The sequence below is a fragment of the Janibacter sp. UYMM211 genome (assembly GCF_040547045.1).
In the GTDB taxonomy this organism is placed as follows: Bacteria; Actinomycetota; Actinomycetes; order Actinomycetales; family Dermatophilaceae; genus Marihabitans; species Marihabitans melonis.
Map to the genome: position 1 here is coordinate 290,846 of NZ_JBEPOY010000002.1, position 12,812 is coordinate 303,657.

At 73.6% G+C, this 12,812-nt stretch carries 10 protein-coding genes; 7 read left to right on the forward strand and 3 right to left on the reverse strand.

All coding sequences use genetic code 11. The features are described from left to right. Positions 1–146 precede the first annotated feature (146 nt). The gene (locus tag ABIB53_RS06525; protein ID WP_354587575.1) at positions 147–704 is read right to left on the reverse strand and encodes a CGNR zinc finger domain-containing protein; all 558 of its coding nucleotides are present in this window, start codon (positions 702–704) and stop codon (positions 147–149) included. 80 nt (positions 705–784) lie between these two features. Between ABIB53_RS06525 and ABIB53_RS06530 the strand changes: the two genes are divergently transcribed. The 3 genes from ABIB53_RS06530 to pth all read left to right on the forward strand — a co-directional run bounded on the left by ABIB53_RS06530 (position 785) and on the right by pth (position 3,366). After that, positions 785–1,807 carry an EamA family transporter gene (locus ABIB53_RS06530; RefSeq protein ID WP_354587576.1) on the forward strand — a complete coding sequence of 341 codons (1,023 nt, stop codon included), beginning with the start codon at positions 785–787 and terminating at the stop codon, positions 1,805–1,807. 170 nt (positions 1,808–1,977) lie between these two features. Next, the gene (locus ABIB53_RS06535) at positions 1,978–2,682 is read left to right on the forward strand and encodes a 50S ribosomal protein L25/general stress protein Ctc (RefSeq protein WP_123091240.1); all 705 of its coding nucleotides are present in this window, start codon (positions 1,978–1,980) and stop codon (positions 2,680–2,682) included. A gap of 63 nt (positions 2,683–2,745) precedes the next feature. After that, positions 2,746–3,366, forward strand: a complete 621-nt coding sequence (gene pth, locus ABIB53_RS06540) for an aminoacyl-tRNA hydrolase (RefSeq protein WP_191565153.1) — start codon at positions 2,746–2,748, stop codon at positions 3,364–3,366. A gap of 33 nt (positions 3,367–3,399) precedes the next feature. Here pth and ABIB53_RS06545 read toward each other — a convergent pair whose 3' ends face one another. Both ABIB53_RS06545 and ABIB53_RS06550 read right to left on the reverse strand, forming a co-directional pair. Continuing rightward, positions 3,400–4,116 (reverse strand): PspA/IM30 family protein, encoded by a 717-nt coding sequence (locus ABIB53_RS06545; RefSeq protein ID WP_123091238.1) that lies wholly within the window; start codon positions 4,114–4,116, stop codon positions 3,400–3,402. A gap of 130 nt (positions 4,117–4,246) precedes the next feature. After that, positions 4,247–6,289, reverse strand: coding sequence for a TPM domain-containing protein (locus tag ABIB53_RS06550; RefSeq protein ID WP_354587577.1), 2,043 nt, complete (start codon positions 6,287–6,289; stop codon positions 4,247–4,249). A 64-nt stretch (positions 6,290–6,353) separates the two neighbouring features. Between ABIB53_RS06550 and mfd the strand changes: the two genes are divergently transcribed. The 4 genes from mfd (at position 6,354) to eno (ending at position 12,812) form a co-directional block, all read left to right on the forward strand. After that, the gene (mfd, locus tag ABIB53_RS06555) at positions 6,354–9,986 is read left to right on the forward strand and encodes a transcription-repair coupling factor (RefSeq protein ID WP_354587578.1); all 3,633 of its coding nucleotides are present in this window, start codon (positions 6,354–6,356) and stop codon (positions 9,984–9,986) included. Continuing rightward, positions 9,983–10,585 (forward strand): hypothetical protein, encoded by a 603-nt coding sequence (locus tag ABIB53_RS06560; RefSeq protein WP_354587579.1) that lies wholly within the window; start codon positions 9,983–9,985, stop codon positions 10,583–10,585. Before mfd ends, ABIB53_RS06560 begins: the two co-directional genes overlap by 4 nt. 2 nt (positions 10,586–10,587) lie before the next feature. Continuing rightward, complete coding sequence (locus ABIB53_RS06565; protein WP_354587580.1) at positions 10,588–11,376, forward strand: MazG nucleotide pyrophosphohydrolase domain-containing protein; 789 nt, start codon at positions 10,588–10,590, stop codon at positions 11,374–11,376. Between the two features lie 155 nt (positions 11,377–11,531). Continuing rightward, positions 11,532–12,812, forward strand: a complete 1,281-nt coding sequence (gene eno / locus ABIB53_RS06570) for a phosphopyruvate hydratase (protein ID WP_252975060.1) — start codon at positions 11,532–11,534, stop codon at positions 12,810–12,812.

Below are 12,812 nucleotides of genomic sequence, written 5' to 3' on the forward strand. Positions count from 1 at the left end.
AAGCCCGGTGGGCGCCGACGGGCTGTCCACAGCAACTCCCGGTGAGCGCGAATCGCCGCTACGCAGTCGTCGTAGCGGCGATTCGTGCTCACCCTCGGGAGGGTGGGCGGGCGAGCCGGGGTGGGGGTGCCCGGGCGAAGGGGGAGTCAGTCGCCCTGGCGGGAGCGGTAGGCGGCGGCGGCGAGGCGGTTGCCGCAGCCCCCTTCGCAGTAGCGCTTCGAGCGGTTGCGCGAGAGGTCGACGACGACGTCGTCGCAGTCGTCGGCCGCGCAGATGCGCAGCCGGCCGAGCTCGTCGGCCCGGATGACGTCGACGAAGGCCATCGCCGCCTCGACCTGCATGCGTCGGGCGAGCGGCGCGTCGGGCGAGGTCGCGTGGATGTGGAAGCCGTAGCCGTCGTGGTCGACGAGCTGGGGGAGGGCCTGGCCGTCGCGCAGCAGCGCGTTGACGAGGTCGACGACGCGCTCCGGGTCGTCGGCGGCCAGCCACACCTCGCGCAACCGGGGCCGCAGCGCCCGCACCTGCTCGAGCTCGGCCTCGTCGCCGACCCGCCGCCCGGTCCAGCCCCAGTGCCCGAAGAAGTCCTCGAGCTGCGCGACGCTCGAGAGCGTGTTGCCGTCGGCGTCGGGGAAGGCCCCGACGGCGGTGTTGACCAGGGCCGCGGTGCCGCGCAGCGCATCGTTGGTGTCATGACCAAAAGACATCTTGACTCCTGACGTCGGGGACGCATATCGTCATCACCATCAGTCTATGTCACTCATGACGATCACTCGAGGAGGTCCCCGTGACCCAGCGCCCCACCCCCTTCGTCGCCGGTCTCGCGGTGGCCCTCTTCTCGGCGGCGACCTTCGGCTCGTCGGGCACCTTCGGCGCCTCGCTCATGCAGGCCGGCTGGACGCCCGGGGCGATCGTCACCGCGCGCATCACCGGTGCCGCGCTGCTCATGCTCGTGCCGGCGCTCGTCGCCCTGCGCGGCCGCTGGGCCCTGCTGCGCCGCAACCTGCCCAAGGTCGCCGCGTACGGCGTCGTCGCCGTCGCCGGCTGCCAGCTCGCCTACTTCAACGCCGTTGACCACCTCTCGGTCGGCGTCGCGCTGCTGCTCGAGTACCTGGCGCCTGTCCTCATCGTCGGCTGGATGTGGCTGCGCCACGGCCGCCGCCCGAGCCGGCTGACCGTCGTCGGTGTCGCCGCCGCGGTGCTCGGTCTCGTGCTCGTCCTCGACGTCTTCTCCGGGGCCCGGGTCGACCTCGTCGGCGTCATGTGGGGCCTGCTCGCCGCCGTCGGGCTCGTCTTCTTCTTCCTCCTCTCCTCCGACGAGGAGGACGCGCTGCCCCCGATGACCTACGCCGGCGCCGGACTCGTCATCGGTGCGCTGAGCCTGGGTGCCGCGGCCCTCGTCGGCGTGCTGCCGCTCGCCGCCCCGACCGGCCGGGTCGACCTCGCCGGCTGGTCGGCCCCGTGGTGGGTCGCCATCGCCGAGCTCGCCGTCGTCGCCGGCGCGGTCGCCTACGTCAGCGGCATCGCCGCCGCCCGGATGCTCGGGGCGACGATCGCCTCCTTCGTCGGCCTCAGCGAGGTGCTCTTCGCCATCGTCTTCGCCTGGGTGCTCGTCGGCCAGGCCATGGCACCGATCCAGGTCCTCGGCGGTCTGGCCATCCTCGCCGGGGTCGCGGCGGTCAAGCTCGGCGAGGGAGAGCCGCCGGCTCCCGCGAGCGAGGCCGGTGCGACCGACGTCGCCGTGAGCGAGGCCGACGAGACGGCGCAGGACCACCCGGTCGGTTTTGGCCCCTCCGCGCAGGTCCACTAGGATCACCGGGTTGCCTCGGCGAGGGACGTTGCACAGTCGCAGCGATCCGTGATCGACGCGGTGGACCTCCGTGTCCTGCTGCCGTCCGTGCTGCGCCCCACGTCGAGGCCCACCGCCCGATATGACGCGACCCGCTGACACGGGTCGTCCCCCAGCTGAAGGAGCCCCGCATGTCCAGCGACGAGATCCGCATCGACGCCGAGATCCGCACCGAGTTCGGCAAGGGCGCGGCCCGCCGCATCCGCCGCGCCGACAAGATCCCCGCCGTCATGTACGGCCACGGCGAGGAGCCCCGCCACATCACCCTCCCGGGTCACGACACGATGATGGCGCTGAAGTACAACGCCAACGCGCTGCTGACGATCGTCGTCGACGGCCAGCAGGAGTACGCCCTGGCCAAGGACGTGCAGCGCCACGTCCTCAAGCCGTGGATCGAGCACGTCGACCTCGTCGTCGTCAAGAAGGGCGAGAAGGTCACCGTCGAGGTCCCCGTGCACGTCGAGGGCGAGGCCGGTCCGGAGACCATCGTCACCGTCGACGCCCAGACCCTCGAGGTCGAGGCCGACGTCACGAGCATCCCCGAGTCGATCGTCGTCTCCGTCGAGGGCCTCGAGGCCGGCACCCAGGTCCTCGCCTCCGAGGTCGAGGTCCCCAAGGGCTCCACCCTCGTCACCGACCCCGAGACGCTCGTCGTCAACATCACCGAGCAGATCTCCGCCGAGGCCCTCGAGGCCGAGCTCGCCGAGGCCGAGGCCGAGGCCGGTGTCGAGCGCGACGAGTCCGAGGACGAGACCGAGGGCTCGCCGAGCGACAAGCAGCTCGCCGAGGGCGACGCCCCCATGGAGTCCCCCGAGGACGGCAACCCGGAGGCCTGATCCTCCGACACGCACCTCGACGAGGGGGAGCCGAGCCCGAGCGGGTTCGGCTCCCCCTTCGTCATGTGTCTACGCTTGCGCCTCGTGAGCGAGCAGACGTGGCTGGTGGTCGGCCTGGGCAACCCCGGGGAGAAGTACGCGGGCAACCGCCACAACGTCGGCGCGATGGTCGTCGAGGAGCTGGCCCGGCGGGCGGGGACGAGCCTGCGGGCCCACAAGGCCGGGGCCCGCGCCGAGTCCACCCGCCTCGCGCCGCCCGGCGGCGGCCTCGGGCCGCGCGTCGTGCTCGGCGTGCCGACCGCGTACATGAACGTCTCCGGCGGCCCGACGAAGGCGCTCGCCAGCTTCTTCTCCGTCGACGTCGACCACCTCGTCGTCGTCCACGACGAGCTCGACATCCCCTTCGGAGAGGTGCGGCTCAAGCAGGGCGGCGGCGAAGGGGGCCACAACGGCCTGCGCTCGATCACGAGCTCCTTCGGGACGAAGGACTACCTGCGGGTGCGGGTCGGGATCGGCCGCCCGCCGGGCCGCATGGACCCGGCGAGCTTCGTCCTCAAGGACTTCTCGAGCACCGAGCGGCCCGAGCTGCCCTTCCTGCTCGACGACGCCGCCGACGCGGTCGAGCTGCTCGTGCACCGCGGGCTCACCGACGCCCAGCAGGTCGTCCACGCCCCGCGCCCCTGACCTCGTCCGGGCGCAGCCCGGACGAGGGGTGGCTCAGGCGCCGCCCTTGAGCTGCTGGAGGCGGGCCTCGATCTCGGCGTCGTGCGAGTGGTCCTCGAGCTCGGCGAACTGGTCCTCGATGCTCGTCGACTGGGCCTCGGCGCGGCCGGCGACCATTGCCTCCTGGTGCTTGATCTTGTCCTCGAAGCGGGACAGCTCGCTCGTGGGGTCCATGACGTCGATCGAGCGGATCGCGCCCTGCACCCGCTCCTGGGCCTCGGCCGAGCGGGCCCGCGCGACGAGCTGGTCGCGACGGCCCTTGAGGTCCTCGAGCTTCGTGCGCATCTGGGTCAGCCCACCCTTGAGCTGCTCGACCGTCGCGTTCTGCGCCTGGATGCGCGGCTCGGCCTCGGTGACCTCTCCCTCGAACTGGATCTGGCGCTGCAGGGCGACCCGGGCCAGCCCGTCGAACTTGTCGGCGCCGGCGGTGTCGCCCGCCCCGCGCAGCTGGTCGGCCTTGCTCGACGCGGCGCCGGCCTTGCGGCCCCACTCGGTGGCCGCGGCGCGGTCCTCCTCGAGGTCGGCCTCGGCCAGGCGCACCCCGGCGATGGTCTGCGCGACGGCCTCCTCGGCCTCGGCGATCGAGCTCGTGTAGTCGCGCACGAGCTGGTCGAGCATCTTCTCGGGGTCCTCGGCCCGGTCGAGCATCGAGTTGATGTTCGCCTTCGCCAGCTGGGCGACGCGGCCGAGGAGGGTCTGCTTCTGGGTCATCGTTGGCCTTCCTGTCTCGGCGCGGTCGCGCCGGTGGTGGTGCTGCGGATGGGTGTGGTGCGCTCGAGGTGGTGGGTCGTCGTGGTCGTCCGGCGAAGGGGGTGCCGCGCCGGCGGGCCGGGGGAGCGGGTCAGAAGCGACCACCCCCGCCGAAGCCGCCGCCTCCGCCACCCCCGCCGCCGAAGCCTCCTCCGAAGCCGCCGGAGCTGCCGCCCCAGCCGCCCCCGCGGCTGCCGCCTCCGAAGCCCCCGGAGAGGATGCCGCCGAGGATGATCGAGGTGGGGTCGAGCCCACGGCTGCCGCCCCCGAAGCCCCCGCCGTAGCCGCCCCGGCCGCCGCTGCGCCAGTCGTCGACGTCGCTCCGGGCGGTGGACAGGGCCCGCTCGCCGAGGCGCTCGGCCTGGCCGAGGAGGTCGTCCGCACGGTCGGCGTCCGTGGCGGTGGCCTGCTCTGCCTGCGCGAGGAGCTGGTAGGCCTGGTCGATGTCGGTGCGGGCCTCGACGGACACGGCGCCCCGGGTGCGCGAGATCGTCGCCTGGACCGAGTCGAGCCGCGCGCGCACGGTCTGCGCCCGGCGTGCGACGAGGTCCGCGGCGCGCCGGCGCACCTCGTCGGCCTCGCGGTGCGGGGCGAGCGCGGCGTCGAGGTCGCGCTCGGCGCTCGTCAGCGCGCTGAGGGCGGCGAGGGGGTCGCCGCCGGAGCGGGCGCGCACCCCGTCGTCGATCGCCGTGCGGGCCGCGGCGAGCGCGGTGGTCGTCAGCTGGTCGTGCGCGCCGAGGCGCTCGGCGTCGGCGACGTCGGAGGTGATCGAGGCGAGCGCCCGGTCGAGGTGCCCCGCCGCGTCGGCGAGCACGCCCTGCGCGCCGGAGACGGCGTCAAGAGCGGCCACCGCCTGCCCGAGGGCGTCCTCCGCCGCTCGGGCGGCAGCGACGGCGGCGGGTCGGTTGTCGCCCTGGGCGAGGTGCTCGCGCCCGGTGGCGACGAGCTCGCGGGCCGAGGCGACGAGGCCACGGGCCTGCTCGACGTCGTGCCCGACCGAGACGAGGGCCTCGGGCGGGTGGGTGGCGCGCAGCCCGGCGAGCTCCTGCTCGGCGACGGGGATGCGCTCCTCGACCTCGCCGGCGCGCACGTCGAGGTCGGCGAGCACCTCGGGCACCCGCGACTGCAGGTCGCGCAGCCGGACGAACTCCTCCTCCTCGGCGTCGAGCCGGGCGTCGGCGTCGGCGGCCAGGGCGAGGATGCGCTCGTAGCCGGCGCGGGCCCGGGCGGGGTCGAGGGTGCCCTGACGCTGCGCGTCGTCGAGCTCGCGCTGCACGCCGAAGGCCTCGCTCGCCTGGGCGCGGGCCGCGGCGAGGGTCTGCTCGAAGCGCAGGGTGGCCTGGGTGCCGAACTGCGCCTGCGCGAAGGTCAGCTCCTCGGCCGAGGCGCGCAGGGCGTTGTCGAGGTCGACGAGCGCGGTCCCCGCCCGCGACCGGACCGACTCGAGCGGCTCGGCCTGCTCCGGCGGAGCGCCGACGCCCGGGCCGCCCGTGGCGCCGGTCCGCGAGCGGCGGCGGCTGAGCAGCAGCCCGCCCACGCCCGCGGCGCCCGCGATCCCCGCGAAGGGCAGCCAGCCCGGGATGCTGCTGCCGGTGAGGGCGTCGGCATACCCGTCGGCGGCCGCGACGACCGCCCCGCCCCAGTCGTCCCGGCCGAGGGCCGGCTCGATGTCCTGCGAGCGGACCTGCTGGTCGTCGCTCTCGGACAGGCCCGACTCCTCGCTCGCCCACGTGCCGTAGCGCCGGTCCTCGACGGCCACGGCGAGCAGGACGTCGTCGCCGCCCATGCCCGAGCGCTCGTAGGTCTGCTGCGCCCAGGCCGAGCCCTCGGTGCCGTCGAAGGAGTCGACGTAGACGACGAAGAGCTGGATGCCCGCGTCACGGGCCCGCTGCAGGGCCTCGTCGTACTGGCCGAGGTCCCCGAGGACGCCGGCCTCGTCGGTGACCTGCTCGCGCAGGTCCATCGGCTCGGTCGTCGGGGCGGCGGGTGCGGCGCTCACGGGTGGGGGAGCGGCGGCGGCCGCGGCGCACGCCGGGCCCGCCCCGAGGGCGATCATCACGGCGGCTGCGGCCGGCCAGCGGCGCACGCCGCTCGCCGTGCTCTCGGTCGTCCCTGTGCGTGCCCGGCACCCCATGCCCTGACCCTGCCACACCGCACGGGCGCTGCAGGGCCGGGCGTGCGGCAGACTGGACCCCGGTATGAGCGAGACCCTGACTCCCCTTCGCGCAGCCGTCGCCGACCTCCCGGTCGTGACCGAGCTGCTGTCCCACGCACACCGCACCGACGAGGTCGACCTCTCCGTGCCCCCGGGCCTGCGGGCCCCGGTCGTGTCCCTCCTGAGCCGTCCGGTCGACCCCGGGGCGACGGGGGTGGCCCCCCTCCTCGTCGTCACGGCCACCGCTCGTGAGGCCGACGACCTCGCGAGCGCCCTGCGCTGCCTGCTCGACGAGCCCTCCGTCCTCACCTTCCCCAGCTGGGAGACGCTGCCGCACGAGCGGCTCAGCCCCCGCAGCGACACGGTGGGGCGCCGCCTCGCCGTGCTGCGCCGGCTGGCCCACCCCTCGCCGGACGACGCCGAGCACGGCCCGGTGCAGGTCGTCGTCGCGTCAGTGCGAGCCGTCCTGCAGCCGATCGCGAAGGGGCTCGGCGACCTCGAGCCCGTGCGCATCGCCGTCGGCGACGAGCGCCCCCTCGCCCAGCTCGTTGACGCCCTGGCCGCCGCGGCCTACACCCGGACCGATCTCGTGCAGCGGCGCGGCGACTTCGCGGTGCGGGGCGGGATCCTCGACCTCTTCCCCCCGACGGAGGAGCACCCCGTCCGGGTCGAGCTCTTCGGCGACACGGTCGAGTCCATCCGCCACTTCAAGGTCGCCGACCAGCGCAGCCTCGGCGAGGCCCCAGCCGTGTGGGCCCCGCCGTGCCGTGAGCTGCTGCTCACGCCGGCCGTGCGGGCCCGGGCGGCCGAGCTCGCCGAGCAGCTGCCCGGCGTCGCCGACATGCTCCACAAGGTCGCCGAGGGTATCGCCGTCGAGGGCATGGAGTCCCTCGCGCCCGCTCTCGTCGAGGGCATGGAGTCCGTCCTCGACGTGCTGCCCAAGGGCGCACGGGTCGTCGTCAGCGACCCCGAGCGCGTGCGCACCCGTGCTCACGACCTCGTCTCGACGAGCGAGGAGTTCCTCCAGGCCTCGTGGGCGAACGCCGCGAGCGGCAACGCTGTGCCCGTCGACCTCGAAGGGGTCCTCGGCACCGCCTCGCACTGGACCCTCGCGCAGGCCCGCGACCACGCGGTCGACCTCGGCCTCGGCTGGTGGACGCTCACCCCCTTCGCCGCCGACACCGAGCTCGCCGACCAGATGGCCGACGCCGTCGAGCACGAGCACGTCGCCCTCCACGTGCCGGCGGTGGAGCCGCCGCGCTTCCGCGGCAACACCGACGCCGCGGTCGAGCAGCTGCGCACCTGGCACGACGCGGGCTGGCGGGTGCTCGTCGCGACCGACGGCACCGGTCTGGCCGACCGCGTCCGCGAGGTCCTGCGCGACCACGACATCCCCACCCGTGAGGGCACCTCGCTCGAGCCCGGCGTCGTCGCGGTCGCGGTCGCCTCGCTCGGGACCGGCTTCGTCGCCGAGGAGGACCGCCTCGCGATGCTCACCGAGGCCGACCTGCTCGGCTCGAGCGGGTCGACCGGATCGACGCGCGACATGCGGCGCATGCCCTCGAAGCGGCGCAAGCAGGTCGACCCCCTCGAGCTGCAGCCCGGCGACTACGTCGTGCACGAGCAGCACGGCGTCGGCGCATTCGTCGAGATGATCCAGCGCACCGTGCAGGGCGCGACCCGCGAGTACCTCGTGCTCGAGTACGCACCGAGCAAGCGCGGTCAGCCGGGCGACCGGCTCTTCGTGCCGACCGACCAGCTCGACCAGATCACCCGCTACGTCGGCGGCGAGACCCCGACGGTCAACAAGATGGGTGGCAGCGACTGGAAGGCGACGAAGTCCAAGGCGCGCAAGTACGTCAAGCAGATCGCCGGTGAGCTCATCCGCCTCTACAGCGCGCGGATGGCGACGAAGGGGCACGCCTTCGGCCCCGACACCCCGTGGCAGCGCGAGCTCGAGGAGGCCTTCGCCCACGTCGAGACGCCCGACCAGCTCGGGACGATCGAGGAGGTCAAGACCGACATGGAGCGGGCGGTCCCGATGGACCGCCTCATCTGCGGCGACGTCGGCTACGGCAAGACCGAGATCGCCGTGCGCGCCGCCTTCAAGGCGATCCAGGACGGCAAGCAGGTCGCCGTCCTCGTGCCGACGACCCTGCTCGTCCAGCAGCACCTCAACACCTTCTCCGAGCGGTACGCCGGCTTCCCCGTCGTCGTGCGCTCGCTGAGCCGCTTCCAGAGCGACAAGCAGGCGAAGGAGGTCATCGCCGGGCTCGCCGACGGGTCCGTCGACCTCGTCATCGGCACCCACCGCCTCCTCGGCTCCGAGGTGAAGTTCAAGGACCTCGGACTCGTCGTCGTCGACGAGGAGCAGCGCTTCGGCGTCGAGCACAAGGAGCAGCTCAAGGCGATGCGCACCGCCGTCGACGTCCTCGCGATGTCGGCGACGCCGATCCCGCGCACGTTGGAGATGGCGGTCACCGGCATCCGCGAGATGTCGACCCTGGCCACGCCGCCCGAGGAGCGCCACCCGGTGCTCACCTTCGTCGGGCCGCACGAGGACAAGCAGGTCGCCGCCGCGATCCGCCGCGAGCTCATGCGCGAGGGTCAGGTCTTCTACGTCCACAACAACACGAGCTCGATCGAGCGCACGGCCGCGCACATCCGCGAGCTCGTGCCGGAGGCCCGGGTCGAGACCGCCCACGGCAAGATGGGCGAGCACCGCCTCGAGCAGGTCGTCCTCGACTTCTGGGAGCGCCGCTTCGACGTCCTCGTGTGCACGACGATCGTCGAGACCGGGCTGGACATCTCCAACGCCAACACCCTCATCCTCGACCGGGCCGACCGCCTGGGCCTTAGCCAGCTGCACCAGCTGCGCGGCCGTGTCGGCCGAGGGCGCGAGCGGGCGTACGCGTACTTCCTCTACCCGAGCGAGGCGCCGCTGACGGAGACGGCGCACGACCGGCTGCAGACCATCGCGGCCAACACCGACCTCGGGGCCGGCATGCAGGTCGCGATGAAGGACCTCGAGATCCGCGGCGCGGGCAACCTGCTCGGCGGCGAGCAGTCCGGTCACATCGCCGGCGTCGGCTTCGACCTGTACGTGCGGATGGTCGGCGAGGCCGTCGCCGACTTCAAGGGCGAGGGCGAGGCGGCCCCGGCCGAGGTGCGCATCGAGCTGCCCGTCGACGCCCACCTGCCGCACGACTACATCCCGGGGGAGCGGCTGCGGCTCGAGGCCTACGCGAAGCTCGCCGGCGCACAGACCGAGACCGACATCGACGAGATCGTCGAGGAGGTCGTCGACCGCTACGGGCCGCTGCCCGAGCCGGTGCGCAACCTCGTCGCGGTCGCCCGGCTGCGCGTCGTCGTGCGTCGCGCGGGCCTCACCGACGTCGTCGCCCAGGGGCAGAACGTCCGCCTCGCGCCGATCCGGCTGCGGGAGTCCCAGCAGCTGCGCCTGGCCCGGGTCTACCCGAAATCGCTGTACAAGGAGGGCACCGGCACGGTCCTCGTGCCCCGCCCGACGACGGCGCGGATCGGGGGGTCCCCCCTTCGCGACCAGGCGGTGCTCGACTGGGCCGCCGAGCTGATCCGTACGGTGATGCTCGATGATGTGATGGACACTGGGGCGCAGAGCCCCCGACGCGCAGCACCCGAAAGGACCTCGTCGTGACCCGACGCCCCCGTCTCGCCCTCGCGCCCCTCGCGCTGGCCCTCGCCGTCGGCCTGGCCGGCTGCGGCTCCGAGCAGGTCGAGGAGGTCGGCCAGACCTGGCCGTCCGAGGCCGCCGCGACGGTGGGCGACCACACGGTCACCGTCGGCGACGTCCAGGAGGCGACGAAGGGGACGAACGCCTTCATCCGCGAGCAGGGCGGTCAGCAGCAGCTGACGACGCGCGACGTGCTCTCGACGCTGATGTTCGCACCGCAGATCATCGAGGCGGCCCAGGGTGCCCAGGCGCAGGTGCCGACGAGGGCGACCGTCGAGCGCGTCCTGCGCGACCTCGGCATCGAGCCGTCGGCGGGCACCGTCGAGTTCATCCGGGCGCAGAGCGTGCGCGAGCAGCTCACCCCCGAGCAGTCGCAGCAGGTCGCGGAGCTGCTCGGCGACGCCGACGTCAGGGTCAACCCGCGCTACGGCACCTTCAGCGCCGACCAGGGCCTCACCCAGGGCTCGCCGGACTGGCTCGAGCCGCTGCCCGAGCAGGACGCCCAGCAGCAGGCACCGCAGCAGCAGGCGCCCGGGGCCCCCGAGCCCACGCCCGCTCCCTGAGCGTGACCGCCCGCGTCGTCCTCCTGGCGAGCAGCCCCCGGGTAGCCCCGGGCCTGCTCAGCCGTGATGCGTGGCGCTGCCTCGAGGGCGCGTCCTCGCGGTGGTGCCGCTCGGACGACGAGGCGCTCGCCGGCGCGGTGCGCTCGGCCGGTCTGCCCGTCGAGAGCGTCGACGAAGGGGTGACCCCTCCCGTCCTCGCCCGCCGGCTCGTCGCGGCGACGCACGGCGGGCGCGAGGTCGTCTGGGTCGGGTCGGCCGACGGCGACCCCGGGCTGTCCGACGCGCTCGCCTCGGAGCTGTCGGCGCTCGCGGATCCGCCGGAGATCGAGGTGCTTGTCGGGTCCTGGGACGTGCCGGGCGCCCGGCTGCTCGACGCCGTCGCCGTCATGGACCGCCTGCGCAGCCCCGGCGGGTGCCCGTGGGACGCCGAGCAGACCCACGAGTCGCTCGTGCCGTACGCGCTCGAGGAGGCCGAGGAGGTCGCCGAGGCGGTCGCCGGCCTCGCCGACGGCAGCCACCGCTACGAGGACCTGCGCGACGAGCTCGGGGACCTGCTGCTCCAGGTGCTCTTCCACGCCCGGGTCGCGACCGAGGCCGAGCCGGGACCGACCGCGGCCGACGCCCCCTTCGACATCGACGACGTCGCCGCGACCCTCGTCGCGAAGATGGTCCGCCGTCACCCCCACGTCTTCGGCGACTCCAGCGCGAGCACCCCCGCCGAGGTCGAGGAGCAGTGGGCCCAGATCAAGGCCCAGGAGCGCGCCGACCGCGCCGCCCGCCGCGAGGCCTAGCCCCGTCAGCGCCAGTCGACGCTCGTAGCACGCGGGATCGGGAGGGGGCCGTCCGGCGTGTGCGCCCGAGACCGGCTGGGCCGCTCGATACCCTCGGCCCTAGGCTCGCAGGGGGAGCACCTGCCCCCTTCGCCCATCCGACAGGAGTGACAGACGTGGCCACCATCGAAGCCATCGGCGCCCGCGAGATCCTCGACTCGCGCGGCAACCCGACCGTCGAGGTCGAGGTCGCCCTCGACGACGGCAGCATCGGCCGTGCGGCCGTGCCCAGCGGTGCCTCCACCGGCGCCTTCGAGGCGGTCGAGCGCCGCGACGGCGACAAGAAGCGCTACCTCGGCAAGGGCGTCCAGGACGCGGTCCGCGCGGTCGAGGAGGAGCTCATGCCCCAGCTCCTCGGCTACGAGGCCAGCGACCAGCGCATCGTCGACAACGAGATGCTCGCCATCGACGGCACCGACAACAAGGGCACCCTCGGCGCCAACGCCATACTCGGCGTCTCCATGGCCCTCGCCCACGCCGCGGCGCAGTCCAGCGAGCTCCCGCTCTTCCGCTACCTCGGCGGCCCGAACGCGCACGTCCTGCCCGTGCCGATGATGAACATCCTCAACGGCGGCAGCCACGCGGACTCCAACGTCGACATCCAGGAGTTCATGATCGCGCCGATCGGCGCCCCCTCCTTCCGCGAGGCGCTGCGCTGGGGCACGGAGGTCTACCACCAGCTCAAGGCCGTGCTCAAGGACAAGGGCCTGTCGACCGGTCTCGGCGACGAGGGCGGCTTCGCGCCGAACCTCGGCAGCAACCGCGACGCGCTCGACCTCATCGTCGAGGCCATCACGAAGGCCGGCTTCACCCCCGGCAAGGACATCGCGCTCGCGCTCGACGTCGCGGCCAGCGAGTTCTGCGAGAAGGGCAAGTACACCTTCGAGGGCAAGAAGCGCTCCGCGAAGGACATGGTGGAGTACTACGCCGAGCTCGTCGACGCCTACCCGCTCGTGTCCATCGAGGACCCGCTCGACGAGGACGACTGGGAGGGCTGGGTGGCCATCACCGAACGTCTCGGCTCGCTCGTCCAGCTCGTCGGCGACGACCTCTTCGTCACCAACCCCGAGCGCCTCGGCCGCGGCATCGCCGAGGGCGCGGGCAACGCCCTGCTCGTCAAGGTCAACCAGATCGGCACGCTGACCGAGACCTTCGACGCCGTCGCCCTGGCGCACCGCAGCGGCTACCGCTGCATGATGAGCCACCGCTCCGGCGAGACCGAGGACGTCACCATCGCCGACCTCGCGGTCGCGACGAACTGCGGCCAGATCAAGACCGGGGCGCCCGCGCGCTCCGAGCGCGTCGCGAAGTACAACCAGCTCCTGCGCATCGAGGAAGAGCTCGACGACGCCGCCGTCTACGCCGGCGCCGGCGCCTTCCCGCGCTTCCAGGGCTGA

Excerpts from the sequence above, each read along its gene's own strand:
- ABIB53_RS06525 (WP_354587575.1), bottom strand. The coding sequence starts at position 704 with ATGTCTTTTGGTCATGACACCAACGATGCGCTGCGCGGCACCGCGGCC.
- pth (WP_191565153.1), top strand. The coding sequence starts at position 2,746 with ATGTGTCTACGCTTGCGCCTCGTGAGCGAGCAGACGTGGCTGGTGGTC.
- ABIB53_RS06550 (WP_354587577.1), bottom strand. The coding sequence starts at position 6,289 with ATGGGGTGCCGGGCACGCACAGGGACGACCGAGAGCACGGCGAGCGGC.
- ABIB53_RS06535 (WP_123091240.1), top strand. The coding sequence starts at position 1,978 with ATGTCCAGCGACGAGATCCGCATCGACGCCGAGATCCGCACCGAGTTC.
- mfd (WP_354587578.1), top strand. The coding sequence starts at position 6,354 with ATGAGCGAGACCCTGACTCCCCTTCGCGCAGCCGTCGCCGACCTCCCG.
- ABIB53_RS06545 (WP_123091238.1), bottom strand. The coding sequence starts at position 4,116 with ATGACCCAGAAGCAGACCCTCCTCGGCCGCGTCGCCCAGCTGGCGAAG.